A 24,422-nucleotide genomic window follows, 5' to 3' on the forward strand; every position below is an offset into this window, starting at 1 on the left:
ATTGCGCGCCAGATTCGGTTATGCTGGCCCCTCCATAACTTGTCCTCCCGGACGATGTCTGACCCTTATCCTGCTCCCGAAGCGACTCCCTCTCGCTCATCCAAACCCGCCACCAAATCCCTTCTAGACCGCCTGCTTTCCCTCGTGCGCCGCGAGCCCGAGGACCGTGAAGGCATCAAGGCCATCCTGGAAGCCGCGCATGACCGCGACCTGCTGGACGCGGAGTCCTACAAGATGATCAAGGGCGCGCTGGCCGTGTCCGAAGGCACCGTCGGCGACATCATGGTGCCGCGCTCGCGCATGGACCTGCTCGACGTCACGCAGCCCATTCCCTACCTGGTGGCCACCGTGATCGAAACCGCCCATTCGCGGTTCCCGGTGTACGAGGGCGACCGCGACAACATCATCGGCATCCTGCTCGCCAAGGACCTGCTGCGCTGCATGCTGGAACCCGACATCGAGGTTCGCACGCTGGTGCGCCCGGCCGTGTTCATCCCCGAATCCAAGCGCCTGAACGTGCTGCTGCACGAGTTCCGCGCCAGCCGCAACCACCAGGCCATCGTCATCGACGAGCATGGCGGCATCTCCGGCCTGGTCACGATGGAAGACGTGCTGGAACAGATCGTCGGCGACATCGAAGACGAATTCGACGAAACCGAGGAAGACTCGATCTTCCCCGAAGGCGAGAACCAGTGGCGCGTCCTGGCCGCCACCGACATCTCGCACTTCAATGACGTGTTCGGCTGCCAGTTGCCCGACGACGAATACGACAGCGTCGGCGGCTGGATGGGCGGCCAGTTGGGCCGCATCCCGCGCCGCGGCGACAGCGCCGAATTCGACGGCCTGAAACTGGAAGTGGCGCGCGGCGACGCCCGCCGCGCCATCTGGCTGCGCGTCAAGCGCGTCGCGCCGTCCCGCGGCGTTCCGCCCGATACCGACGCATGAGCCGCGCCTCCCGCGGTCCGTTCCTGCTGGGCGCGGCCGGCCTGACGCTGGCCGGCGCCGTCCAGGCCCTCACCTTCGCCCCCGGTCCGCTGCCGGGCTGGGCGCTGGCCATCACCCAGGTGCTGGCGCTGGCGGTGGCCGCCCGCGTCACCCTGTACGCGCCCTCGGCCCGCCAGGCCTGGCTGCGCGGCTGGCTGTTCAGCTTCGCCACCTACGCGCTGGGGCTGTACTGGATCTTCATCAGCCTGCACCGCTACGGCGACCTGGCCGCGCCGCTGGCGGTGGCCGCGGTGCTGGCGCTGTCCGCCTTCCTGGCGCTGTTCCCGGCCACGGCCGGCGCGCTGGCGCGGCGCTACGTGCCGCTGACGGCCGACTCGGCGCCGGGCCGCGTGCTGTCCGGCACGCTGGCCTGGGGCGCGCTGTGGGCCGGCTTCGAATGGGTCCGCGCGGTGCTGCTGACCGGCTTTCCCTGGCTCAACATCGGCTACGCGCAGGTCGACAGCCCCATCGCCGGCTGGGCGCCGCTGCTGGGCGTGCATGGCATGGCGCTGGTGGCGGCCTTCGCCGCCGCCGCCATCGCCAGCCTGTGGCGCCCGGCGGGCGACCGGAAACAAGCGCGCGACGGCCGGCGGGCGCTGGCCGCCGGCGTGGCGCTGGCGCTGGCCGCCGCCGGCTGGCCGCTGTCGCGCATCGACTGGTCCACGCCCAGCGGCGATGCACTGAACGTGCGGCTGGTCCAGGGCAACATCGAACAATCGCAGAAGTTCGACCCGGCGCTGCTGGACCAGAGCCTGCGTCGCCACCTCGAACTGGCGGCCCTGCCGCCGGCCGCGGGCGTGCCGCCGCCACAGATGATCATCCTGCCGGAAACCGTGCTGCCGATCTTCCAGGACCAGCTCGATCCCCGCGTCTGGGACGTCTGGCGCCAGGTGGCGGCGCGGCAGAACGCCGTGATCGCCATGGGCGTGCCGATCCACGACGTGCGCAATGGCCGCGACCGCTACACCAACAGCGTCATGGGTTTCGACGGCCAGACGCCGCTGGAACAGCTGACCGGCGGCAGCACCGCCATGCGCTACGACAAGCGCCACCTGGTGCCTTGGGGCGAATACGTGCCGCCGGGCTTTCACTGGTTCGTCGACATGCTGAACATCCCGCTGGGCGATTTCGACCGCGGCCCCGAGCGCCAGACGCCGTTCGCGGTGGGCGGCCAGCACATCGCCTTCAACATCTGCTACGAAGACCTGTTCGGTCCCGACCTGCTGCCGGCGCTGCAACCGGGCGCCAATGGCGAACCGGGCGCGACCATCCTGGTCAACGTCAGCAACCTGGGCTGGTTCGGCGATACGTGGGCCCTGCGCCAGCATCTGCAGATCGGGCGCCTGCGCACGATCGAAACCGCGCGCCCCATGCTGACCTCCACCAACACCGGCATCACCGCGGCCATCGACGCCAAGGGCCGCGTGGCGGCGCAACTGGCGCCGCTGCAGCCGGGCGTGCTGCCGGTGTCGGTGCAGGGCATGACGGGCCTGACGCCCTACGCCCGCTTCGGCGACAAGTCGGCGCTGGCGCTGATCGGCCTGGCCCTCATCGCCGCCTTCGGCAGCCGCCGCGCGCGTCGTCCCTGAACCAGGAACGGGCCGGGTTCTGCCTGGCCCGGTTCCACTTCACAGGCCTTTGCAGGCCGCCCCCTTGCCGGCCACGCCTTTACCGGCCGTGCCTTTACCGGCCGTGCCTTTACCGGCCGCGCCTTTACTGCCAGCGCCTGTCCTGGCGCGCCCCTAGCGCAACAGATTGACCGGCAGCGCGCCGCTGTCGTCGAGCGGCCGCAATGGTCCCGCGCCCGCGCCCGTCAGCTCGATCGCGTCGGCGATGCGCGCCATGTCGTCGCTGTCCAGCTCCAGTTCGGCCGCGCCCAGCACGCCATCGACCTGGGCCGCGTTGCGCATGCCGACGATGGCGCCGGTGACGCCCGGCCACGCCAGCGTCCAGGCAATGGCCACCGCCGCCTGGGTGGTGCCGTGGCGTTCGGCGATGGGCTTGAGCGCTTCGGCCAGGGCCAGGTTGCGCGCCAGGTTGGGCGCCTGGAATTCGGCGTTGCGGGAACGCCAGTCATCCGCGCCCAGGGCCTGCGCCCGCGCGGCGGAAAAGGCGCCGCTGAGCAGGCCCGACTGCATCGGGCTGTAGACGATGACACCGGTGCCGTTCTGCGCGCACCACGGAATCAGGTCGTTGGCCGCCCCGCGCTGGATCGCCGAGAACGGCGGCTGCAGCGAGTCGACGTGGCCGAGCGTCTCGGCGTCCTGCAACTGCGCCAGGTTGTGGTTGGACAGGCCCACCGCGCGCACCTTGCCTTCCTGCTTCAGGTCGAGCAGTTCCTGCCAATAGGCTTCGAGCGGCGTGCCGTCGCCGGCCGGCCAGTGCATCTGGTAGAGGTCGATCCGTTCCACGCCCAGGCGTTGCAAGGAGCCTTCGATTTCACGGCGGATGCTGGCCGGCGCGCCATTGCGTCGCGGCGTGGCCCGCGGCTGGTCGGGGGACCAGGTCAGGCCGCACTTGGTGAAGACGTAGGGCCGGTCGCCGGGGCTCATCTGCGCCAGCGCCCGCCCGACCACTTCCTCGGCATGGCCCAGCCCGTAGACGGCGGCGGTGTCGATCCAGTTGATGCCGCGGTCCACCGCCAGGCGGATCGCGGCGATCGAATCGCCGTCGTCCTGCGGGCCCCAGCCGATGGCCCAGGCGTTGCCGCCCATGGCCCAGGCGCCCACGCCAATCCGCGTGATGAACATGTCGCTGCGCCCCAACTGGCGCGTCGGAAAGGAAGTCCGGGTGCTCATGCGAAAGAATTCTCCTGCCGGCAAGACATCATGGCGGGATACACATTGTGCGCGCCCGCGACCTTCCCCACGATAGCATTCGCGCAAACCCTTGATTTATCTCCGGCTTCCCGCGCATGCGTCCCCTTGAAAGCGACTTCCACGCAACTTTTTCATTTTTTGCATCGAACCGACTTGCACGCCGAATTTAGTTCGTGCATAATCTCGTTTCTTCGCCAACGGCACTAAACAAAACCGGCAACGAGATACGAAAAAACGAGCGTGAAAGCGTTCGGAAAAACGTAAAACGTGGCTGGAGTTGATTAGAAAAACGGGGGTATAGCTCAGCTGGGAGAGCGCTTGCATGGCATGCAAGAGGTCAGCGGTTCGATCCCGCTTACCTCCACCAGTCCAAAGCGAAGAGTAGTAAATAGTGCAGTAAAAATAGTGCAGTAGTAAAGCACGACGCAAGTCCAAGTCCCCTTCGTCTAGAGGCCTAGGACATCACCCTTTCACGGTGAGTACAGGGGTTCGAATCCCCTAGGGGACGCCAGTCTTACTGGCAGCAGTACAAGATGCAGTTGAAGTGACACAGTAGTTGAGTATGCCGCTGCGGAGCGGTAGTTCAGTTGGTTAGAATACCGGCCTGTCACGCCGGGGGTCGCGGGTTCGAGCCCCGTCCGCTCCGCCAAAAGCGCTCTACGCAGTGCCTTTCAAGAGCTCCGTCCTCGGGGCTTTTTGCATTTATAGGGTGTAAGCCTTGTTGTTTGCAGGTTGGAACGGCAGGGATTCTGGGGGGTATAGCTCAGCTGGGAGAGCGCTTGCATGGCATGCAAGAGGTCAGCGGTTCGATCCCGCTTACCTCCACCAGTAAAGCAGTAAGTAGTACAGTAGTTCGAGCAGTTGCAGTTTCCGGTCCCCTTCGTCTAGAGGCCTAGGACATCACCCTTTCACGGTGAGTACAGGGGTTCGAATCCCCTAGGGGACGCCAGTTCGCTGGCTCGCCGACCGGACCTGCAGGATCGTCCTGACAAGACGACATGCCAGAAGTGAAGTAAGCCGCTGCGGAGCGGTAGTTCAGTTGGTTAGAATACCGGCCTGTCACGCCGGGGGTCGCGGGTTCGAGCCCCGTCCGCTCCGCCAAGCACTTGCGTGCATCCCAGCAAGCCGCAAGATCCAGTTGTTCCGCAGGAGTCTTCCTGCACTGCGCCAGAAGGCGCCCGCCAAAAGCTCCGGATTCCGGGGCTTTTTTGCTTTGCGCGGCAGCAAGCGCCGTGCCGCCCCCTTCCCCCATCTCGTCCGTTTATCCTCTGGACATGGCGCGCCGCGCAACGCATCCTGTGCGCTTGTGCCAGCCAAGCCAAGAGGCCCACGTGACCCCCAGCAACGCCGCCCCGCACGCGCATCGCCAGCACCTGCAACGCATCATCGCAGGCTTGAACGAAGGCATCATCCTGCTCGAAGCCAATGGCGCCATCGCCTGGGCCAACGCCAGCGCGCTGGCGCTGCATGGCATCGATACATTGGAGGCGTTGGGCAACACCCCCGCCGGCTACCGCAAGCGCTATGCGCTGACCTACCGCAACCACCACCGCGTGCCGGCCCGGCAGTATCCGCTGGATCTGCTGGCCGCGGGCGCCGCCTTCGACGACCTGCTGCTGGACCTGACCCGCAAGGACGACCCCGACTTCCTGCGCAACATCCGCGCGCGCGGCCTGCTGCTCGAAGACGACGACGCCGACTACCGCGTGCTGATCCTGGACGACCAGACCGAGGCGTTCAACGCCGAACAGCGCTTCGAACGCACCTTCGCCGCCAATCCCGCGCCGGCACTGATCTGCCGGCTGTCCGACCTGCGCTACGTGAAAGTGAACCAGGGCTTCCTGGACATGACGGGGCTGCCGCGCGAGGCCGTGCTGGGCAAGTCGGCCTACGAACTCGACGTGCTGGACGGCGGCGAGGACAAGGACGACGCGGTGGCCAAGCTGAACGCCGGCCTGACCATCAGCCAGCGCGAAGGCGTGCTGCGGCTGGGCGACGGTGGCGCCAGGTTCGTCATCGTCGCCGGCCAGCCGATCGACATGCAGGGCGAGCCGTGCATGCTGTTCACCTTCATCGACCTGGAAAAGCGCAAGCGCGCGGAAGAGGCCCTGCAACACAGCGAGGAGCGCTTTTCCAAGGCCTTCCGGCTGGCGCCGGTGCCCATGGCGCTGTGCGAAGGCGAGTCGCTGCGCGCGCTGGACCTGAACGACGCCTTTGCCCAGGCCGTGGGCGTCTCGCCCGAGGATGCCGTCGGCCGCGAACTGACCGCGCTGGGCCTGCGTCCGTCCGAAGGCATGGCCGAGAGCCTGGCGCGCGGCGAGAGCGTGCGCAACCGCGAGGCCATGCTGGTCGCGGCCGATGGCGGCCAGCTCGACTGCCTGGCGTCCGCCGAACCGGTCATGATCGGCGGCGAGCGCCGCGTGCTGCTGGTGATGCAGGACATCAGCGAACGCAAGCGCAGCGAGACCGAACTGCTGGCCGCGATCGAGGCGGTGATGCAGGACACGTCATGGTTCAGCCGCGGCATCATCGAAAAGCTGGCGCAACTGCGCGCGCCGGCACCGGCGTCACGCGACGTGGCCGACCTGGCGCAACTGACGGCGCGCGAACGCGAGGTGTTGGGCCTGCTGTGCCAGGGGCACGACGACGACGGTATCGCGCGCCAACTGCGCCTGTCGCGCAATACCGTGCGCAACCACGTGGCCACCATCTACAGCAAGATCGGGGTACACCGCCGCAGCGCGGCGATCGTGTGGGCCCGCGACCGCGGCATCACCGGCCACGAAAAGCCGCGGACCCGGGGCAAAGCCGGCCAAGGCTGATGCCGGGCGCGTGGATTTACAAATTGAATCAAAATAATCCGGGGTTACGGCTGCGCGAAGATGGCGCCGCGTTAGATCCGCATCCCCTCTAAAAAACGCCATAACCACCGAAATCGCCTCCAACGTACCCGCAAAAACACGGACAGGCCCGAGATTGCGCAAACCCTGCGCAGCTTCTTACGATCCGCCGATCAAGCCGCCCCGCCAAGGCGCGCGGCGCGATCCCCGCAAGCCTTCCTGGAGTCCGTTGATGCAGACCGCCTACATTCCCGTTCCCAAGCTGTCCCGGCCGCAACCCGCGTCCGCCTGGAGCAGCGCCGCCGTGATGGAGCTCTACGACTTGCCGTTCATGGACTTGGTGTATCGCGCCCAGCAGACGCACCGCGCCCATTTCGATCCCAACGGCATCCAGCTGTCGAGCCTGCTGTCGATCAAGACCGGCGGCTGTCCCGAGGACTGCGGCTACTGCTCGCAGTCGTCGCGCTACGACACCGGCCTGGAAGCCGAAAAGCTGATGCCGCTGGACGAGGTGCTGGCGGCGGCGCGCGCCGCGCAGGCCGGCGGCGCGCAGCGCTTCTGCATGGGCGCGGCCTGGCGCAGCCCCAAGCCGCATCACCTGGAAGCCGTGGCCGAGATGGTCAGCGCGGTCAAGGCGCTGGGCTTGGAGACCTGCGTCACGCTGGGCATGCTGCGCGAGGGCCAGGCCGAACAGCTCAAGGACGCCGGCCTGGACTACTACAACCACAACCTGGACACTGCGCCCGAGTTCTACGGCAAGGTCGTCACCACCCGCACCTACCAGGACCGCCTGGACACCCTGGAACGGGTGCGCGGCGCCGGCATCAACGTCTGCTGCGGCGGCATCGTCGGCATGGGCGAATCGCGCCAGGAGCGCGCCGGCCTGATCGCGCAATTGGCCAACATGGAGCCCTACCCCGAATCGGTGCCGATCAACAACCTGATGCGGGTGGAGGGCACGCCACTGGCCGATGCCGAGCCGCTTGATCCGTTCGAGTTCGTGCGCACCATCGCGGTGGCCCGTATCACCATGCCGCGCGCCATGGTGCGCCTGTCGGCCGGGCGCGAAGCCATGGACGACGCCATGCAGGCGCTGTGCTTCATGGCGGGCGCCAATTCGATGTTCTACGGCGACGTGCTGCTGACCACCGGCAACCCGCGCATGGAGGCGGACCAGCGCCTGCTGCAACGCCTGGGCATGCGCATCGACGCCGGCCAGCACGCGCACCACCACGCGCGCCAGGATATCTCGGCGTGACGCTGGCGCCCGGCCTGTTCTACCTGCTGGCCAGCGTCGCCTGCAGCGTCGCCGTGGCGGCGATGCTGAAGCTGGCACGGCGCTGGCAGCTGGACGTGCGCCAGGCCATCATGGTGAACCACGCGGTCGCCGCCCTGCTCTGCTGGGTCGTGCTGCGGCCGGATCCGGCCGCGCTGCTGACGCCGCAGACGCCGTGGGCCGTGCTGCTGGCGCTGGGCCTGCTGCTGCCGAGCGGCTTCATGGCGATGGCGCTGGCGGTGCGCCATGCCGGCGTGGTGCGCAGCGACGCGGCCCAGCGGCTGTCCTTGTTCATTCCCCTGCTGGCGGCGTTCCTGCTGTTCGGCGAGCCGGTCAGCGGCCGCAAGCTGGGCGCCATCGCGCTGGCCTTCGCCGCGCTGTTCTGCCTGCTGCGCCGGCCCGCCGCCACGGACGCGGCGGCCCCGGGCGCAATGGACGCCGCGCACCGCCGCGCACTGTGGCTGTGGCCGCTGGCGGTGTGGGTCGCCTACGGCGTGGTGGATATCCTGTTCAAGCAGATGGCGCGCGCCGGCACCGCGTTCGCGGGCGGCCTGTTGCTGGCGTTCGCGCTGTCCAGCGCGCTGATGCTGGCCTACCTGCTGTGGCGCCGCGCACGCTGGGCGCCGCGCCACCTGGCGGCCGGCGTGGCGCTGGGCGCGGTGAATTTCGGCAACATCATCACCTACATCCGCGCGCACCAGGCGCTGCCGGAGCACCCCGCTCTGGTGTTCGCGTCCATGAACATGGGCGTGATCACGCTGGGCACGCTGGTCGGAACGCTGGTGTTCCGCGAGCCGCTGACGCGCCTGAATGGCGTCGGCCTGGCCCTGGCGCTGGCGGCCATCGTGCTGATGGCGCCCTGGTGAATCGCGGCGGCTGTCAGGTGCCGGTGCGGGCCTGGCGCTCAGGCTCGGCGGGTTCATCCCGCGGCGTCTCGGCCGCCCCGCGAGGCGGGTCCACGGCGCCCGCGCCTTCCACCGGCGGCGTGGCGGGCGCGGCGGCCGGATCGGGCTGCACCATTTCGATGCTGATATCGTTTTCGACGTCGACCCGCGGATCGAGCACGGCCGCGGCCGGCGAGCTCTGCAGGGTGTCCGGCATCGGCACGAAGTGGACCGGCGCCTCGTCGACCTGGTGCGCGCCGGTGACGCGCGTGGGCCGCACCTGCCAGACCAGGATCAGGGCGCAGGCCGAGATGAAGACGTAATACATGCTGTGGCCGGCCAGCGACATCAGCACGCCGGCGATCATCGGGCCGACACAGGCGCCCACGCCATAGGTCATGAGCAGCACGGCCGACAGGCTGACGCGGCGCTCGGATTCGACGTGGTCGTTGGCGAAGGCGGCGCCCAGGGGATACAGGGTGAACTGCAGGATGCCGAAGGCGCACGACAGCAGCACCAGCGCCCAGAACGGCAGCGTCAGCCAGCCCCACATGACGACCGGCAGCAATACCAGCAGCAATGCGTTGAAGCGGATCAGGCCGGCGCGGTTGATGCGATCGGACAGCCAGCCCATGGGCCATTGCGACAACAGCCCGGCGGTGACGGCGGCGGCCACGAAGAGGGCGGCCTGCGAGGTAGTCATGCCGTGCTTGGCGCCGTAGACGGCGGCCAAGCCGTAGAAGGCGCCCGACAGGTTGCCGGCGACGAACAGCACCGTCATGGACAGCGGCACGCGCCGCATGAAGAAGCGGATGTCGAGCGCGGCGGGCAGCGGCGTGGGCGGGTGCGAACGCGCCGTGACGGCGATCGGCACCAGGCACAGCACCAGGCACATGGCCACCAGGGTCAGCGGCCGCAGGTCGAGCGTGGCGTAGGCCGTCAGGGCCAGTTGCCCCAGCACGGTTCCCAGGCCGGACACCACCATGTAGACGGAGAACACGCGCCCGCGCTGATGGTTCTCGGTCTGTTCATTGAGCCAGCTTTCGATGACCATGAATTCGGTCACCATGACGATGCCGGAGATGACGCGGAACACGAGCCACAGCGGCATGGAATCGACCAGCGTCTGCGCCAGGATCATGCTGGTGGCGACGGCGGCACAGGCGACGAAGGCGCGGATGTGGCCAACGCGGATGATGAGTTTGTGGCCCAGCCGCGCGCCGCACACCAGGCCCAGGTAGTAACCGGCGATCAACGCGCCGATCCAGATCTCGCTGACGGACTGCGCGGTCAGCCTCAACCCCATGTAGGTGTTGAACAGGCCGGTGCCGATGAGCATCAGCAGGGTCGCGACATACAGCGACGAGAAAGAAGAGAGGGTTGCAAGCATGGCGTCTGGCTGCCCCTGCCGGGGGGAGCGACGCGGGCCGCCTGGGCGGCCCGCGCGTTGAGCGATGAAACAGTAACTACGCGGGGAATCAGACTTGCGACAGCAGGGTCGCGGCGTCGCTGACTTCGAACTTGCCGGGGCCTTCGACGTTCAGCTGCTTGACCACGCCGTCGACGATCAGGGCCGAGTAGCGCTGCGAGCGCACGCCCATGCCGCGCTGGATCAGGTCCAGCTCCAGGCCCAGGGCCTTGGTCCACAGGGCGGAACCGTCGGCCAGCATGCGGACCTTGCCGCCGGTCTTCTGTTCGCGGCCCCAGGCGCCCATGACGAAGGCGTCGTTGACGGACACGCACCAGATTTCATCCACGCCCTTGGCCTTGAGGGCCGCGGCCTGCTCGACGTAGCCCGGCAGGTGCTTGGCCGAGCAGGTCGGCGTGAAGGCGCCGGGCAGCGCGAACAGGGCGATGGTCTTGCCGCGGGTCAGGTCGGCGACCTGGAAGGCGTTGGGGCCGAGCGAGCAGCCTTCGCTTTCGGTTTCGATGAATTCGGTCAGGGTGCCATCGGGCACGCGGTCGCCGACTTTGATGCTCATGGGAGGATCTCCAGTGTTGGGGTGTTGCATTGGGGCGGACGTGCCCCACAGCCCTCATCATAGTTCGTGTCTGTTGCGCTTGCTGGCCCGGCGGACAGATCGGGAAAGAAACCCGCACAGTCTGAAACGACTCCACACGCGGGGCGGCGCGGGGATCATTGCCATAATGTGGGCGTGATCAATGCCCGGGCGCGATGGCCGCGCGCGGGCGCTTTGCGGAGATGAACCGATGCGCAAGATGTTGATCGGCCTGGCCTTTACGATGGCCGCGGCCGCCCCGGCCTGGGCCGCGCCCGACGCGGCAGAGCAGGCCCAGTTCGAATCGTTCGTGGTGGCGGCGGGCGCCTCCAACGGCGCGGCCCGTTCCTGCGGGGCGTCCGAACCCGACCTGGCGCAGCACCAGGCGACCTCGCGCAAGAACCTGGAGCGGTATGCCAAGGAATATGGGTTTTCGGCCGCGGGGTATGACGGGCTGTACCAGAAGGGGCTGGCGGATGGGACGCGGATGATGGAGGAGATGAAGCGGTCGGGCGTCGACGGGTGCCGGGGGGTGCTGGGGAGTTTTCAGAATGAGCGGGTGATTTCTTATGAGGATATGAAGGCGGCGTTGGCTGAGGTTAGTGATGGGTTGCCGGGGGAGAGTGCGGAGAAGTGAATTCTCTGCGGGTTTTTTTGCTGGCGGGGGATTGAGTTCTTGAGCCGCCCGGCGCGACGGCGGCAGGCGGGGGCGGGAGGAGTTTGCGGGGCCCGCCAAAAACCGGCCGCGCGGGCGGCCTTTTTTGGCTTACGCGGGGTCTTGCAGTCACGGATGACGCTGCGCGTGTGTGAGGGACATGAGCGTTTGGAAACGGAATCTGGAGTGTGGGGATTGACGTCCCACGGATAGCCGGAGGCCTCCCGTCAACGATCACACCGATCTTCCCGTCAACGACGTTGCAGCCACCTTCCCTCCTCTCCACCCGCGCGCAGCGCCAGCCCTTCGACGCACCGCCAAAGCGTATGCCGGGACCGGCTGCCCGCGCAGCCGGTCCCGGCGGGCAACGCAAGATCTCTCCCCTCACTCCGCCCGAGCGGCCTCACCTATGCAGATGTCGGTAGCCCCTGGCGTCGGCCGGGCAGGCGGGGCGCAACCTCGATGCGCCCGAGGGAATCCGAAGCCCAATAGTCGTCATTCACGACGCCCGTGACGAAGAAACTGTCTTCGTGGCTGCACCTGTGGCAAGGTGGAATGCCGCTCAGGTAAAGACCGACCTTCCAATGGTGCGTGTTTGCCCACGCCCGTACTGAAGCATGGCCCCGGGTGACGTCACCGACATTGGTGAGCACACGCTTAGCGCGTGCATCCCGTTTGAGAGAGTGAGTACAACGACGTACCCATGCCTGGCGGCATTCCGTTAGCGATGATGGAGCAAGCCATGTCACCTCGCAAGTCCGATGCAACCCTAAGCCTGGCCCATCCCGATGCCGCGGGCATCGACATCGGGTCGGCCAGCCACTTCGTCGCCGTGCCTCATGACCGCGACGACCAACCTGTCCGCGAGTTCAAGAGCTTTACGGCCGATTTGTATCGCCTAGCGCAATGGCTCAAGGACTGCGGCGTTACCGCCGTGGCCATGGAGTCCACCGGCGTTTACTGGATCCCGCTTTACGAGCTGCTCGATAGCCAGGGTTTCAACGTTTACCTGGTCAACGCCCGTCACGTGAAGAACGTCTCGGGCCGCAAGTCCGATGTCCTGGACTGCCAGTGGCTGCAACAGCTCATGAGCTATGGCCTGTTGGCCGGCGCCTTCCGTCCCTCTGACGAGATTTGCGTCTTGCGCGAGTTCTCGCGCCAGCGCGAGATGCTGCTTGCCTCGCAGGTGCGCCACGTGCAGCACATGCAGAAGGCACTTGCCCAGATGAACATTCAGCTCACGCAAGTGCTGTCCGACATCGTCGGGGTCACCGGTCAGGCCATCATCCGCGCCATCGTCGGCGGCGAGCGCGACCCGCATGCACTGGCCCGCCTGAAGAAGCGCCAGGTCAAAGCCAGCGAGGACGATATCGCTGCCGCGCTGCAAGGCAACTGGCGTCACGAGCACTTGTTCGCGCTGCGGCAAGCGCTGGCCCTGTACGACACCTATCAACAACTGCTCAACGATTGCGATCAGCACATCCAAGCCGAACTGCACAAACTGCACCGCCATGACGGCGATCCGGGCAAGTCGCAGCGCCGCTGGCCCAAAAAGGCCATGGCCTTCGATCTGCGCACGCATCTATTTGCCATGTGCGGCGTGGACCTGACCCGCATCAACGGCATCGACGAGATGACTGCCTTTACCGTCCTGGCCGAGGTCGGTCCGGACATGAACCGCTTCCCTTCGGCCAAGCACTTCGCTTCGTGGTTAGGCTTGTGCCCGGGCACACGCATCTCCGGAGGCAAGGTTCTGAACGGCGCCACCAAACGCTCACCCAACCGCGCCGCACAGGCCCTGCGTCTGGCGGCAATGGCGCTACGCCACAGCCAGTCCGCTTTGGGCGCCTACTACCGAAGGCTGTGCGCTCGCCTGGACAAGCGGCGCGCCATCACCGCAGCCGCGCACAAACTGGCTCGACTGATTTACACCCTACTGACCAAAGGGTCCGAATACGTGGACCAAGGTGAGCTGTACTACAAAGAACGCCACCGCCAACGCGTCCTGCATCACCTGACAAAACGTGCAGAGACCATGGGCTACAGCTTGGTTCCGTTAACCGCCTCAGGAGAAACCAACGAGGTATCAATGACTTAAGTGGAGTTTCTTGAGAGGCAGTCGCCGAAGGCGACAACGAAGATGACAACGGGGCAGTCCGGAGCGAAGGCTCCGGACCGCAATCGTGGGCGCGCTCCGCCTGCCCGGCCGACGCCAGGGGCGGCCTACGAAGAACGAGCTTCTCGCCTCAAGCCCCGAGCCCATTCTGCTTGAACCAGTCAAGCATCCTCTGCCAAGCCTGCTCCGCCTCGGCCTTGCGGTAACTCGGCCGGTAGTCGGCGTGGAAGGCGTGGGGGGCTTCGGGGTAAACGTCGATGCGGGAGGCCTTGGCGGCGGCGGGGCCTTTGGCGAGTTCGATGCGCATCTTGTCGACGTCGGTCTGGGGGATGCCGGCGTCCTTGCCGCCGTAGGCGCCGAGGACCGGGGCCTTGAGGTCGTTGACCAGGCTGAGGACGGATCGGGGCTTGAGTTCGGTGGGGTCGCCGGCCAGTTGGCCGTACCAGGCGGCGCCGGCCTTGAGCTTGGGGTTGTGGGCGGCATAGAGCCAGACCTGGCGGCCGCCCCAGCAGAAGCCCAGGATGCCGAGCTTATCGTCGCTGCCGCCGTTGGCGGCGGCCCAGGCGACGGTGGCGTCGAGATCGGCCTGCACCTGCTTGTCGGGCACTTTGCCGATGATCTCGGCCTGCAGCTTGGGAATCTCGGTGTACTTGGACGGGTCGCCCTGGCGCGCGAACAGTTCGGGCGCGATGGCCAGGTAGCCCAGGTGGGCCAGGCGGCGGCAGACGTCCTGGATGTATTCGTGCACGCCGAAGATCTCGGACACCACCAGCAGCGTGGGAAGATTCTTCTTGCCGGCCGGCGCGGCGCGGTAGGCGGGCATCTTGCCGTCGGCGACGGGAATGTCGACCTTGCCGGCGGTCAGGCCGTTGGCGTCGGTCTTGATGGCGGTCTGCGCGACGGCGGGGCCGGCGGCGAGCGAGAAGCCGGCGGCGACGGTGGTGGCGATGAAGCCGCGGCGGTCGAGCTTGAGGGGCGGCAGCAGGCTGTCGAAATGCGCGTCCTGGTCTTTCATCATGCATCTCCGGGCAAGGGACGGCCGCCGGACGCGGGCGCGTCCTGGCGAACCGCCGGGGTTCACTTCAGGGAGAAGTCCACGCGCGAGGGCAGGCCCTCGTCCTTGATGCCATCGGCGTCCAGTTGCGGGGCAACGATGAACACGCGATCCGCGAGTCCTTCCTGGGCTTGCAGCTTTTCGTATACCGCCTGCGCGCGCGCGTCGGCCAGTTGGCGCAACTGTTCCTCGCCGACCGGCGCCACGCTGCGCAGCATCTCCTCCATCTGCTCTGGCGGCACGGACTTGGCCATGCCGATGAAATTGCGCGGCTTGTCCTTGATGTCGGTATCGTCGTAGACCTCTTCCAGGTACTTGGCGCGTTCGGCGCCCGAGACCTCGACGCCCGCCGGGTTCGGCTTCTTGCCGCGCGGCGCGACGTCGCGGGCCTTGGCCAGGCGGATCTGGGCGTCGACCCAGGCCTGGCGCAGGCCGTCCAGGTCGGTCTTGGGATCGGCGCGGCCGCTCAGGTCCATCTTGAGCGCGGGGCGGTCGGCCAGGGCCTTGGTCAGCGTTTCGATACGCTGCAGCGTGTCTTCGGTGAGCGCGGCGCTGCCGGGCGCGAATTCCACGTACGACAGTTCCTCGCCGCCGCCGAAGGCGGACGCCAGCAGGCTGAACGGCGAGGTGACGGCCTTGACCACCAGGTTCAGCAGCACCCGCACGACGATGCCGCCGACCGAGAACTCGGGGTCGTCGAGCGAACCGGAGATCGGCAGGTTGATGTCGATGTTGCCGCGCGAGTCCTTCAGCAGGGCCACGGCCAGCAGCACCGGCAGCTTGGTGGCGTCGGGGCTGTTGGTCTTGTCGCCGAAGGTGAGCTGGTTCAGCACCACGTGGTTGGTGGCCAGCAACGCGCGGTCCTTGATCTTGTATTCCAGGTCGACCGATAGCTTGCCGCGCTTGATCGGGTAGCCGACGTACTTGGCCGAGTAGGTGTTGAAGCGCGGCAGGTCCACGCCCTTGGCCGACGCCTTCAGGTCGAGCGACAGGTACTTGGCGAACGGCTGCACCACGCCGCTGATCGACAGGGGCGCGGTGGTGTAGACGCGGCCGGTGACCTTGACCTTGGCGGGCTGCGGGTTGGTGGACGAGACCGCCGTGATGGAGCCGTCGATATTGGACAGCTCGGCCACATAGTTGGGCTTGACGAAGCGGTCGGTGAAGGTCATGCGGCCGCGCGTCAAGGTGACGCTGTTGAGCGAGATGTCGGGCATGCCGCCGCCCTTGGCCGCCGGCGCCGGCGGTTCGGCGCGCCGGCCGGGGGTCTGCGTATCCTGGGTGATGGAGCCGCCGGCCTGGCCGGGCGCCGCCACCAGGTCCATGACGTTCAGGCGGCCCTGGGCGTTCAGCAGGATGCGGCCGTAGAAGTCGTCGAGCGCGATGTCGCCCAGGCCGGCGGCGATCTTCTCGCCCGCCACGGCGACGTTCATGCCGGAGAACGCCAGGCGCTTCCAATTGAGGAAGTCGTCCTTGTTGACGCGGTCCTGCAGGTCGACGTCGGTGATCTCGACGCCGCCCTTCCAGCCAGCCTTCATCGGCGCGTTGCCGTTGGCCGCGGCGAAGTCGGCGTCGCCCTTGGCGCCCAGCGTGATGGCGCGCACGGTGGCGTTCAGGCTGGAGGCGAAATACGGCGCGAACGAGGCGACGTTCAGGCCGGACAGGTCGACCGACGTCTTGACGGTCAGCGGCTGCGGCGTGAAGGCGCCCTTCAGGTCGAGCTTGCCCCCGCCCTGGATGCCGGCCGCGGCCAGCGTGAAATTGCTGGCGCCCGGGCCCATGGCGAGGCGGTCGGCGGTAACGACCAGCTGCTGCAGCGCGATGTCGAGCGCCGGCTTCAGCGTTTCGTCGCGCGCCTTGAATTGGGCCAGCTCGGCGCGCACGCCGGTGGCGGATGCGTCGATGGCGCCGTTGTTGTCCAGCACGTGCACCTGCGCCGTCAGCCCGAGGCGGCCGTCCAGCAGCTGGATCGGCGACAGGCTGCGCACGGCCGGCGCGAACGGCGCCAGCGCGACGTTGCCCATGCGCAGCGCCAGTTCCAGCGACAGCGGCTGCAGCACCAGCGGGCCCTTGGCGCGGATCCAGCCGCCGTCGGTGCTGTTGTCCACGGTCAGCCAGAGATTGATGGGTTCGCCCTTGACCTGCGGCAGCGCCACGCCTTCGACGGTGACGCCCAGGCCGGTCAGGGTGTAGTCGAGCTTGCTGACGGCGTCGGTGACGTAGAGCTCGCCTTCGTGAATATTGAAGGCGTCCAGCGTGACCTTCCATTCGGCGGGCGCGGCGGGCTTGGGCGTGGATGCCGGGTTGCCGACGGCGGGCGCGGATGCCTGGCCGGCGGCCGGGGCGGTCGCGGGCTTGGCGGCTTGTGCGAGATTGGCCGTTGCCACGGCGGCGGGACTCGCGGCGGGCGCGCCCTTCTCCGCCGCTGGCTTGGCGGCGGAATCCGGGGCGGCCGGCTTGGCGGCGCCGGGCTTGGCGGGAGCACCGGCGTCCACGCTTGCCGTGGCGGCGGGCGCGCCGCCCGCGGGCGGCTTGGCGCCGGTGCCCGGCTTCGCGCCAGGCGTCGCGGCGGGCTTGGCCGCCGGCGCCGGGCCGCCCAGCTGCTTGAGCTTGTCGGCCACGTCCTGCCAGTTCAGGCGCTGGTTGCTGTAGCGCCGCGCGTAGACCTGCGGCGCCCACAGGCCGACGTCGCCCACATAGACCTGGCGCGCGATCGGTTCGATTTCAAGGCGGTTGATGGTCAGCGCGCTCCAGGCCGCCAGGCTTTCACCGGCGTTGTCGCGCAGGTCGAACTGGCGCAGGCCCAGGTCGCCGACCACGCGGATCTTGGGCGGCGCGTCCTTGGGTTGCTCGAACACGATCTGCAGGTTCGAGTCGAGCAGCGCGCGCTCGAGCTTGAACGGCAGCGGCATGGGCCAGACGTCGGCCCATTTTTCCAGTTGCAGCCCGGTGAAGGCGACCCGCAGCGTCGACGACGGCACCTTGTCGAAGGGCCGCGCCACGCCGGTCAGGTCGAACGGGCTGCCATTGATGCGCAGGTGCAGGCGCGGCTGCACGTCGATGTCGGTGGCGTAGCCGAAGGTGGAGATGAACGGCACGCCCACGGCCAGTTCGTCGATCACCTGCTTGCGGCCGGTGACCTTGTCGTCCAGGGTGACGACGCCGCCCTCGATCACCATGTTGTTCAGGGAAAAGCGCGGCAGGCCCTCATCGGGCTTGGGCGGCTCGTCGGGGTTGGCGGCCGTCATCTCGGCCACGCGCTGCTGCACGTCGGAGAAGTTGAAGCGGGTGACGTCCTCGCGCACGATCGACAGGGTGGGCGAACGCAAGGTGAAGCGGTCGACCACCGGCGCGAACCAGAACAGCGAGGTCCAGGCAGCGCTGACGTCGACCTCTGCGGCGGTGAGCAGCGGCGTCTGCGAGCCGGGCTGCGCCACCGCGAGATCGCGCGCGCGCACGGTCAGCGTGAAGGGATTGAAGGTGATCTTGCCGACGGCGACGTCGCGGCCCAGCATCTTTGCGACGTCCTGGGTCAGCACATTGTGCAGCACCTTGGGCACCTGCCAGGCGGCGATGCCACAGAGGATCAACGCCGTGGCCACGACGCCCAAGAGGATCTTGCCTAAGCGGCGGGTAAACCGGAACTTGGGCATCCGCAAGGGCATTGTGCGTCTCCTGGTACGAATCGAAGGCCATTATCGCGTCCTTCGAGCAAATTGGGGGGCTTTTTGCGCCGCGCCATCGCGGCCGCGCCGCCAAAAGCGCAAATGCCCCCGCAGGGGCACGAAAGCGCGCAAGCCGCGACCGGCGCGTACCCCGGGATGAAGCGGGCGGGCGCGGCGCCACGGCGACGGCGGCCGCGCTTATCTTTCCTCAAAGCGCGGCGGGCGGCGGCTCGTCTATCATAGGCGCATCAGCGGCCCGCCACGGCCTGCCGGGACCGCTCTTTTCAATCATTAACAATTCTCGATCCCGATTCCCATGTCCACCCCCGCCCCCACCTTGAGCCACCTGGATGAAGCCGGCCAGGTCCGCATGGTCGACGTCATCGGCAAGACCGACACCGAACGCGTCGCCATCGCCACCGCCAGCGTCCGCATGAACGCGGTGGCCTACGGCCTGCTGACGCAGCCCGGCCAGGGCAAGGGCGAAGTGCTCAACACCGCGCGCGTCGCAGCCATCCTGGCGGCCAAGCGCTGCGCCGAGCTCATCCCCCTGTGCCACAGCCTGCCGCTGTCGTTCGTCGGCATCGAATTCGCGCTGGACGACGCGGCGCACCGCATCGACATCCTGGCCACCTGCCGCACCAGCTACAAGACCGGCGTCGAAATGGAAGCCATGACCGCGTGCAGCGTCGCCGCGCTCACCATCTACGACATGTGCAAAGCGGCCGACAAAGGTATCGTGATCGAACAAGTTCGCCTGAAGTACAAGACGGGAGGTAAAAGCGGTGAATGGCGCAACGATTAATCTTCTGTACTTCGCCCGCGTGGCCGAACTGGTCGGCAAGCGCTCGGAGGTCTGGCCGGTCGACGGCGAGTCCACCGGCGCGCAGTTGCTGGCCGCGCTCGGCGAGCGCTATCCGCAGCTGGCCCCGGCCGGCCGCCTGAAGCTGGCCATCAACCAGACCCACGCCAAGCCGTCGGCGCCGATCCGCGCGGGCGACGAGGTGGCGGTGTTCGAACCCGTCACCGGAGGCTGAGCGTCATGGTCATCGTGCAGGAAGCCGACTTCGACGGCGCCGCGCTCACCGCCGCCCTGCGCGCCAGCGCCGGGCCGGGCGTGGGCGGCATCGTCACCTTCGTGGGCTACGTGCGCGACTACGCGCCGGACACGCCCACCGACACGCTTTACCTGGAACACTACCCCGGCATGTGCGAGCGCGAGCTCGAAGACATCGCCGCCACCGCCCGCGCGCGCTGGAACCTGGACGGCACCGTGATCGTGCACCGGGTTGGCGCCCTCGCCCGCAATGCCCAGATCGTGTTCGTGGCCGCGGCCAGCGCGCATCGCGGCGACGCCTTCCGCGGCTGCGAATTCATCATCGACGCGCTCAAGACCCGCGCGCCCTTCTGGAAGCGCGAGACCCTGGCGGGTGGCGACAGCTTCTGGGTGGAACAGCGCCAATCCGACCAGGACCGCACGCAGTCCTGGGACGCCGAACCCCCGCCCCCCAAGGAGACTCCATGAACGACGCCTCCCCCGTCTCGCTGGCCTGCGCCGTGCTGACGGTCAGCGACACCCGCAGCGCCGGTGACGACACCTCCGGCAACCTGCTGGCCAACAGCCTGGCCCAGGCCGGCCACCAATGCGTGCGGCGCGACATCGCCAAGGACAACATCTACCAGATCCGGCGCGTCATCAGCGACTGGATCGCCGATCCCGAAGTGCAGGTCATCCTGACCACCGGCGGCACCGGCTTCTCGCACGGCGACCAAGTGCCGCAGGCCATCCTGCCGCTGCTGGACCGCGAGATTCCCGGCTTCGGCGAACTGTTCCGCCAGATCTCCTACGAGGAAATCGGCAGCTCCACCATCCAGTCGCGCGCCTTTGCCGGCGAGGCCAACCAGACCCTGCTGTTCTGCCTGCCCGGTTCGAACAACGCCTGCGAGACCGCCTGGAACCGCATCATCCGCGAGCAGCTCGACAGCGGCCACCGCCCCTGCAATTTCGCCACGCACTTCCAACCCCGCGACCAAGAAGACCACTGATACCCATGCTGGATTTCGACCAAGCCCAGACCCTGCTGGCCAACGCGGCCGCCCCCCTCGCGCGCCGCGAACACGTCGGCCTGGACGAAGCGCCCGGACGCGTGCTGGCGGCCGACCTTGACGCCACGGTGGACATCCCGCCGGCCGACAACAGCGCCATGGACGGCTACGCGCTGCGCCTGGCCGACTGGCGGCCGGGCGCGCGCCTGCCGATCCAGCAGCGCTGCTATGCCGGCGACACGCCCGAGCCGCTCAAGCCCGGCCACGCCATCCGCCTGTTCACCGGCAGCCTGATCCCCGCAGGCGCCGACGTGGTGGTGATGCAGGAAGACACGCACGAGGCCGACGAGCAGGTCGAGATCACGCGCGAGCCGCGCCCCGGCCAGCACATTCGCCTGCGCGGCGAGGACACCCTGGCCGGCGCCCCGCTGCTGGCCGCCGGCACGCAGCTGCAGGCCGCCCACGTGGCGCTGCTGGCCTCTCAGGGCCTGGCCAGCGTGCCGGTGTTCGGCCGCCTGCGGGTCGGCATCCTGACCACCGGCGACGAACTGGTGGCCCCCGGCGGCGCGCGCGAACCGGCGCAGATCTACAACTCCAACGGCCCGATGCTGGCCGCGCTGGTGCGCGGGCTGGCGGCCGAACCGACCCACGTGCTGCATGCGCGCGACACCGAAGCCGACCTGCTGGCCGCGTTCAAGACGCTGCTGGCCGATTGCGACCTGGTGCTGAGCGTGGGCGGCGTGTCGGTCGGCGAGCGCGACCTTGTCAAGCCGGCGCTGGCCGCGCTGGGCGGCGAACTGTCGCTGTGGAAGGTGCGCATGAAGCCGGGCAAGCCGGTGGCGCTGGCCATGATCGGCGACAAGCCGGTGGTCAGCCTGCCGGGCAATCCGGTGTCGGCCTACGCGGTGTTCGCCATGCTGGTGACGCCGCTGGTGCGCCGCATGCAGGGCCGCGAAGAGTTGTTCCCGCCGGTCAGCCGGCTGCCGCTGCGCACCGAGCATCCGCGCCAGGACAGCCGCGAGGAATTCCTGCGGGTGCAGCGCCGCACGGCCGACGACGGCGGCGCCGAACTGGTGCCTTACGGCCACCAGGGTTCGGGGGTGATCAGTTCATTGCCGTGGTCGACCGGGCTGGCGCGCCTGCCCGCCGACGTGCGGGTGCAGGACCGCGACCGCGTGCCCTACTACGACCTGCGTCACTGGCTGGCGTAGCGCTCGGCCGCCGCCAGTTCCTCGGGCGTGTTCAGGTTCATGAACGCGCCGGGCGCGTCATCGAACGGCGCGCCCACCGCTCCCACGCGCGACTGCCACAGGCCGACCTTGCGTTCGCCGGCCGCGAGATAATCGCGCAGCGCTGGCAACAGCGAGGCGCGCAGCGCCATGCAGGCCGGATGGCGCTGGCCGCCGGCCACCGCATAGGCCAGCGGCGCCCCCGCCGTTTGCGCCGCCGCGATCAGGCGCTGGGCCAGGTCGGCCGGCAGGAACGGGGTGTCGCATGGCGTCACCACCAGCCACTCGCACGGTGAGGCGGCCACCAGGCCGGCGGCAAGGCCCGCCAGCGGCCCCTGCCAGGCGCCCAGCGCATCGGTATCGTCGGCCACCACCCGGCCATAGCGGGCGTAGCTGTCGGCATTGCGGTTGGCGCTGAGAATCAGCGGCCCGACCTGCGGGGCCAGGCGCCGCGCCACGTGCGCCACCAGCGGCTCGCCACCCAGCAGGACCAATCCCTTGTCGCTGCCCTGCATGCGCGAGCCCTGGCCGCCGGCCAGGATCAGGCCGGCCACCTGTTGCCGGTCGAAAACGGGCGCGGGGTCAACCACCGATGTAGCTCATCTCGACTTTGCGGGCCGGGTCGGCCATGTTGCGGCCGCGCTGTTCGGAGTAGTTATCGCCCCGGGCGGCCCAGATACCCGTGAGGATGGCGGCCAGTTCATCGTCGCTGGCGCCGTCGCGCAGGGGCGCGCGCAGGTCGTGGCCTTCGTGGCCGAACAGGCACAGGAACAGCTTGCCTTCCGGCGACAGGCGCGCGCGCGTACAGCCGCCGCAGAAGGCGTGGGTGACGCTGGAGATGACGCCGATCTCGCCACCGCCGTCGCGATAGCGCCAGCGTTCGGCGACGCGGCCCATGCCGTCGGTGGAGATCGGTTCCAGCGCATGGACCGCGCCGATGCGCGCCAGCACTTCCTCGCTGGACACCACTTCGGTCAGGTTCCAGCCGTTGGTGTTGCCCACGTCCATGTATTCGATGAAGCGCAGGATGTGGCCGCTGCCGCGAAAGCGCTCGGCCATCGGCAGGATCTGCGCGTCGTTCAGGCCGCGCCGCACCACCATGTTGACCTTGACGGGCGCCAGCCCGGCCGCGGCGGCGGCGTCGATGCCGCGCAGCACGTCGTCGGGGGTGAAGCCGCTGTCGCTCATGTCCTGGAACATGGACGCGTCCAGCGCGTCCAGGCTGACCGTGACGCGGTTAAGCCCCGCCTGCTTGAGCACGGCGGCCTTGCGTTCGAGCAGGCTGCCGTTGGTGGTGAGCGTCAGTTCCAGCGGCCGGCCGGCGGGCGTGCGCAGCCCGGACAGCAGGCCGACCAGGTTTTCCACATGCTTGCGCAGCAGCGGCTCGCCGCCGGTCAAGCGGATCTTCTCGACCCCCAGCCGGGTGAAGACGCCGGCCAGCCGCGCGATTTCCTCGAACGACAGCAGGTCGGAATGGCGCATGAAGACGTAGTTGGTATCGAATACCTCGCGCGGCATGCAGTAGGTGCAACGGAAATTGCAGCGGTCCGTGACCGAGATGCGCAGGTCGCGCAGCGGCCGCGCGCGCCGGTCGAGCGCGGGCTGGCCCGCGGGCGGCGGCGCCAGGGGCGCCGGACGCTCGGTGCGGTGGTCAGCCAGGAGGATCACTTTGCTCATGGGAACATCATAGCCCGGCGCACGCGGCGGCGCGCCTAGGAAAATGCCTCTTCAAGGGTCTGCAGGCGGCCGGTGTCGCGGGCGTCGTAGCCCACCAGCTGGCCGACGTACCCGACGTAGTCGGGGCTGCGCATGATGGACAGCAGGTCGCGCATGGCGGGCGTTTCCAGCGCGCTCTTGCGGATGGCGAAGAAATAACGCTCGCGCACCAGCGGAATGAAATCCAGGCCGAAGCGGCAGGCGGCGGTCTCCACGCCCACGCCGGTATCGGCCATGCCGCTGGCAATGTGGGCGGCGATCGCCATATGCGTGAATTCGTTGGTTTCGTAACCCTGCACTTCACTGATCGAGACGCCGGCGCGTTGCAGCATCAGGCCGATCAGGTAACGGGTGCTGGAGCCGATCTGGCGATTGACGAAGCGCACGTCCTGGCGCGCCAGGTCGGCGATGCCGTGGATCCGCTTGGGGTTGCCGCCCACGACGAACAGCCCGGTGTTGCGCACCGCCAGATGAATCAGCAGATACTCGTCGGCGTGCAGCCACTGTGCGTAGCGATCCATGATGGGCGCCTCGAAGTCGCCCAGCGGCACCTGGAAGCCCGCCAGGTCGCATTCGCCGCGCTCGAGCGAGGCCAGCGCCTCGATCGCGGTGCGGTAGCGCAGTTCCAGCCCCGGCTTGCGCCCGCCCATGTGTTCCATCAGCGATTCCACCGCGAAGCCGTGGCTGGCGTGCAGCCGCAGGTGCGGATCGTTTTCCGGCAAGAGCCGCGCCAGTTCCTCCTGCAGTTCCGAGGCCAGGCTGTCGAGCGTGGGCATCAACCGCGCCTCGATGCGGCGGTTGGCCCACAGCAGGCGCTGCGCGAACGGCGACAGCTGGGTGCCCTGGCGGCGGTTGGTGATCAGCAGCTGGGTGCCGAAGATGCCTTCGAAGCGGCGCAGCACGCCCCAGGCGTGCCGGTATGACAGATCACAGGCGCGACAGGCGCCGGCGATGTTGCCGGTGGCGTCGATGGCGGCCAGCAGCGCCAGCATGTCCTGCAGCGGCACGGGGGCGCCGTCGTCTCCACCCAAGGTCCATTGCGGCCGCAGGCCGATTCGGAACTTATATGTCATTTATTTCTTATTGAAGGCGATTAATTACCTGTTTAGAGTACATAAATAACGCGAGGCGCGGGAAT

Annotated in this window: 20 protein-coding genes and 6 tRNA genes; 18 read left to right on the forward strand and 8 right to left on the reverse strand. The window is 68.1% G+C overall.

Annotated features, from left to right (window positions below):
* Positions 1-54 precede the first annotated feature (54 nt).
* Together ACUTAG_RS08225 and lnt are read left to right on the forward strand one after the other, a co-directional pair.
* Positions 55-945 carry an HlyC/CorC family transporter gene (locus tag ACUTAG_RS08225; protein WP_026385103.1) on the forward strand — a complete coding sequence of 297 codons (891 nt, stop codon included), beginning with the start codon at positions 55-57 and terminating at the stop codon, positions 943-945.
* The gene (lnt, locus tag ACUTAG_RS08230; protein WP_054442895.1) at positions 942-2,573 is read left to right on the forward strand and encodes an apolipoprotein N-acyltransferase; all 1,632 of its coding nucleotides are present in this window, start codon (positions 942-944) and stop codon (positions 2,571-2,573) included. Before ACUTAG_RS08225 ends, lnt begins: the two co-directional genes overlap by 4 nt.
* Positions 2,574-2,726: 153 nt before the next feature.
* Here lnt and ACUTAG_RS08235 read toward each other — a convergent pair whose 3' ends face one another.
* The gene (locus ACUTAG_RS08235) at positions 2,727-3,782 is read right to left on the reverse strand and encodes an aldo/keto reductase (RefSeq protein ID WP_006386660.1); all 1,056 of its coding nucleotides are present in this window, start codon (positions 3,780-3,782) and stop codon (positions 2,727-2,729) included.
* A gap of 312 nt (positions 3,783-4,094) precedes the next feature.
* Between ACUTAG_RS08235 and ACUTAG_RS08240 the strand changes: the two genes are divergently transcribed.
* The 9 genes from ACUTAG_RS08240 (at position 4,095) to ACUTAG_RS08280 (ending at position 8,785) form a co-directional block, all read left to right on the forward strand.
* Positions 4,095-4,170: transfer RNA gene (locus ACUTAG_RS08240), tRNA-Ala, on the forward strand.
* 68 nt (positions 4,171-4,238) lie between these two features.
* A tRNA-Glu gene (locus tag ACUTAG_RS08245) sits at positions 4,239-4,314 on the forward strand.
* 61 nt (positions 4,315-4,375) lie between these two features.
* Positions 4,376-4,452 (forward strand) — tRNA-Asp (locus ACUTAG_RS08250).
* A 103-nt stretch (positions 4,453-4,555) separates the two neighbouring features.
* Positions 4,556-4,631 (forward strand) — tRNA-Ala (locus ACUTAG_RS08255).
* 45 nt (positions 4,632-4,676) lie between these two features.
* Positions 4,677-4,752: transfer RNA gene (locus ACUTAG_RS08260), tRNA-Glu, on the forward strand.
* A gap of 75 nt (positions 4,753-4,827) precedes the next feature.
* Positions 4,828-4,904, forward strand: a tRNA-Asp gene (locus tag ACUTAG_RS08265).
* Between the two features lie 173 nt (positions 4,905-5,077).
* The gene (locus tag ACUTAG_RS08270; protein ID WP_148319252.1) at positions 5,078-6,625 is read left to right on the forward strand and encodes a helix-turn-helix transcriptional regulator; all 1,548 of its coding nucleotides are present in this window, start codon (positions 5,078-5,080) and stop codon (positions 6,623-6,625) included.
* A 250-nt stretch (positions 6,626-6,875) separates the two neighbouring features.
* The gene (bioB, locus tag ACUTAG_RS08275) at positions 6,876-7,901 is read left to right on the forward strand and encodes a biotin synthase BioB (RefSeq protein ID WP_148319254.1); all 1,026 of its coding nucleotides are present in this window, start codon (positions 6,876-6,878) and stop codon (positions 7,899-7,901) included.
* 2 nt (positions 7,902-7,903) lie between these two features.
* Positions 7,904-8,785, forward strand: coding sequence for an EamA family transporter (locus ACUTAG_RS08280; protein ID WP_035201399.1), 882 nt, complete (start codon positions 7,904-7,906; stop codon positions 8,783-8,785).
* A 13-nt stretch (positions 8,786-8,798) separates the two neighbouring features.
* On the opposite strand, the gene ACUTAG_RS08285 is transcribed toward ACUTAG_RS08280, so the two are convergent.
* Together ACUTAG_RS08285 and ACUTAG_RS08290 are read right to left on the reverse strand one after the other, a co-directional pair.
* Entirely contained in the window at positions 8,799-10,193 is a 1,395-nt protein-coding gene (locus ACUTAG_RS08285; RefSeq protein ID WP_148319256.1) for an MFS transporter, read from the reverse strand.
* A gap of 88 nt (positions 10,194-10,281) precedes the next feature.
* On the reverse strand, positions 10,282-10,785 hold the full coding sequence (locus ACUTAG_RS08290) for a peroxiredoxin (RefSeq protein WP_006386665.1): 504 nt from the start codon (positions 10,783-10,785) through the stop codon (positions 10,282-10,284).
* Positions 10,786-11,014: 229 nt separating this feature from the next.
* Between ACUTAG_RS08290 and ACUTAG_RS08295 the strand changes: the two genes are divergently transcribed.
* Both ACUTAG_RS08295 and ACUTAG_RS08300 read left to right on the forward strand, forming a co-directional pair.
* Complete coding sequence (locus ACUTAG_RS08295) at positions 11,015-11,440, forward strand: hypothetical protein (RefSeq protein WP_006386666.1); 426 nt, start codon at positions 11,015-11,017, stop codon at positions 11,438-11,440.
* 760 nt (positions 11,441-12,200) lie between these two features.
* Positions 12,201-13,556 carry an IS110 family transposase gene (locus ACUTAG_RS08300; RefSeq protein WP_148316867.1) on the forward strand — a complete coding sequence of 452 codons (1,356 nt, stop codon included), beginning with the start codon at positions 12,201-12,203 and terminating at the stop codon, positions 13,554-13,556.
* A gap of 148 nt (positions 13,557-13,704) precedes the next feature.
* Here the strand turns inward: ACUTAG_RS08300 and ACUTAG_RS08305 are convergent, their stop codons facing one another.
* Together ACUTAG_RS08305 and ACUTAG_RS08310 are read right to left on the reverse strand one after the other, a co-directional pair.
* A complete protein-coding gene (locus ACUTAG_RS08305; protein ID WP_026385099.1) occupies positions 13,705-14,589 on the reverse strand; it encodes a dienelactone hydrolase family protein in 885 nt (294 codons plus the stop codon).
* A gap of 62 nt (positions 14,590-14,651) precedes the next feature.
* Complete coding sequence (locus ACUTAG_RS08310) at positions 14,652-18,293, reverse strand: DUF748 domain-containing protein (RefSeq protein WP_148316938.1); 3,642 nt, start codon at positions 18,291-18,293, stop codon at positions 14,652-14,654.
* A gap of 316 nt (positions 18,294-18,609) precedes the next feature.
* Here ACUTAG_RS08310 and moaC point away from each other — a divergent pair, with 316 nt between their 5' ends.
* Genes moaC through ACUTAG_RS08335 form a run of 5 tightly spaced genes read left to right on the forward strand, consistent with a single transcriptional unit; the run spans position 18,610 to position 21,550 of the window.
* Entirely contained in the window at positions 18,610-19,098 is a 489-nt protein-coding gene (gene moaC / locus ACUTAG_RS08315) for a cyclic pyranopterin monophosphate synthase MoaC (protein ID WP_148316940.1), read from the forward strand.
* Positions 19,079-19,330 carry a MoaD/ThiS family protein gene (locus ACUTAG_RS08320; RefSeq protein ID WP_026384315.1) on the forward strand — a complete coding sequence of 84 codons (252 nt, stop codon included), beginning with the start codon at positions 19,079-19,081 and terminating at the stop codon, positions 19,328-19,330. The genes moaC and ACUTAG_RS08320 overlap by 20 nt, the downstream gene beginning before the upstream one ends.
* Before the next feature lie 5 nt (positions 19,331-19,335).
* Complete coding sequence (locus ACUTAG_RS08325; protein ID WP_006386672.1) at positions 19,336-19,818, forward strand: molybdenum cofactor biosynthesis protein MoaE; 483 nt, start codon at positions 19,336-19,338, stop codon at positions 19,816-19,818.
* A complete protein-coding gene (gene moaB / locus ACUTAG_RS08330; protein WP_148316942.1) occupies positions 19,815-20,339 on the forward strand; it encodes a molybdenum cofactor biosynthesis protein B in 525 nt (174 codons plus the stop codon). The genes ACUTAG_RS08325 and moaB overlap by 4 nt, the downstream gene beginning before the upstream one ends.
* A 5-nt stretch (positions 20,340-20,344) precedes the next feature.
* The gene (locus tag ACUTAG_RS08335) at positions 20,345-21,550 is read left to right on the forward strand and encodes a molybdopterin molybdotransferase MoeA (protein ID WP_148316944.1); all 1,206 of its coding nucleotides are present in this window, start codon (positions 20,345-20,347) and stop codon (positions 21,548-21,550) included.
* Here the strand turns inward: ACUTAG_RS08335 and mobA are convergent.
* Genes mobA through ACUTAG_RS08350 form a run of 3 tightly spaced genes read right to left on the reverse strand, consistent with a single transcriptional unit; the run spans position 21,535 to position 24,357 of the window.
* Complete coding sequence (gene mobA, locus ACUTAG_RS08340; RefSeq protein ID WP_080684502.1) at positions 21,535-22,158, reverse strand: molybdenum cofactor guanylyltransferase MobA; 624 nt, start codon at positions 22,156-22,158, stop codon at positions 21,535-21,537. The two genes, ACUTAG_RS08335 and mobA, sit on opposite strands and share 16 nt — an antisense overlap.
* Entirely contained in the window at positions 22,151-23,245 is a 1,095-nt protein-coding gene (gene moaA, locus ACUTAG_RS08345; protein WP_020926648.1) for a GTP 3',8-cyclase MoaA, read from the reverse strand. The genes mobA and moaA overlap by 8 nt, the downstream gene beginning before the upstream one ends.
* A gap of 35 nt (positions 23,246-23,280) precedes the next feature.
* Entirely contained in the window at positions 23,281-24,357 is a 1,077-nt protein-coding gene (locus tag ACUTAG_RS08350; RefSeq protein ID WP_054447279.1) for a helix-turn-helix transcriptional regulator, read from the reverse strand.
* Between the last annotated feature and the right edge of the window lie 65 nt (positions 24,358-24,422).

Source organism: Achromobacter sp. CSND-B12 (genome assembly GCF_052906545.1).

What these genes read in the sequence shown, in the direction of transcription:
- ACUTAG_RS08285 (WP_148319256.1), bottom strand. Translation starts at nt 10,193, where the DNA reads ATGCTTGCAACCCTCTCTTCTTTCTCGTCGCTGTATGTCGCGACCCTG.
- ACUTAG_RS08310 (WP_148316938.1), bottom strand. Translation starts at nt 18,293, where the DNA reads ATGCCCTTGCGGATGCCCAAGTTCCGGTTTACCCGCCGCTTAGGCAAG.
- bioB (WP_148319254.1), top strand. Translation starts at nt 6,876, where the DNA reads ATGCAGACCGCCTACATTCCCGTTCCCAAGCTGTCCCGGCCGCAACCC.
- ACUTAG_RS08290 (WP_006386665.1), bottom strand. Translation starts at nt 10,785, where the DNA reads ATGAGCATCAAAGTCGGCGACCGCGTGCCCGATGGCACCCTGACCGAA.
- ACUTAG_RS08300 (WP_148316867.1), top strand. Translation starts at nt 12,201, where the DNA reads ATGTCACCTCGCAAGTCCGATGCAACCCTAAGCCTGGCCCATCCCGAT.
- moaB (WP_148316942.1), top strand. Translation starts at nt 19,815, where the DNA reads ATGAACGACGCCTCCCCCGTCTCGCTGGCCTGCGCCGTGCTGACGGTC.
- ACUTAG_RS08305 (WP_026385099.1), bottom strand. Translation starts at nt 14,589, where the DNA reads ATGAAAGACCAGGACGCGCATTTCGACAGCCTGCTGCCGCCCCTCAAG.
- ACUTAG_RS08225 (WP_026385103.1), top strand. Translation starts at nt 55, where the DNA reads ATGTCTGACCCTTATCCTGCTCCCGAAGCGACTCCCTCTCGCTCATCC.
- ACUTAG_RS08270 (WP_148319252.1), top strand. Translation starts at nt 5,078, where the DNA reads ATGGCGCGCCGCGCAACGCATCCTGTGCGCTTGTGCCAGCCAAGCCAA.
- ACUTAG_RS08325 (WP_006386672.1), top strand. Translation starts at nt 19,336, where the DNA reads ATGGTCATCGTGCAGGAAGCCGACTTCGACGGCGCCGCGCTCACCGCC.
- ACUTAG_RS08295 (WP_006386666.1), top strand. Translation starts at nt 11,015, where the DNA reads ATGCGCAAGATGTTGATCGGCCTGGCCTTTACGATGGCCGCGGCCGCC.
- moaC (WP_148316940.1), top strand. Translation starts at nt 18,610, where the DNA reads ATGTCCACCCCCGCCCCCACCTTGAGCCACCTGGATGAAGCCGGCCAG.
- moaA (WP_020926648.1), bottom strand. Translation starts at nt 23,245, where the DNA reads ATGAGCAAAGTGATCCTCCTGGCTGACCACCGCACCGAGCGTCCGGCG.
- ACUTAG_RS08350 (WP_054447279.1), bottom strand. Translation starts at nt 24,357, where the DNA reads ATGACATATAAGTTCCGAATCGGCCTGCGGCCGCAATGGACCTTGGGT.
- ACUTAG_RS08235 (WP_006386660.1), bottom strand. Translation starts at nt 3,782, where the DNA reads ATGAGCACCCGGACTTCCTTTCCGACGCGCCAGTTGGGGCGCAGCGAC.
- lnt (WP_054442895.1), top strand. Translation starts at nt 942, where the DNA reads ATGAGCCGCGCCTCCCGCGGTCCGTTCCTGCTGGGCGCGGCCGGCCTG.
- ACUTAG_RS08335 (WP_148316944.1), top strand. Translation starts at nt 20,345, where the DNA reads ATGCTGGATTTCGACCAAGCCCAGACCCTGCTGGCCAACGCGGCCGCC.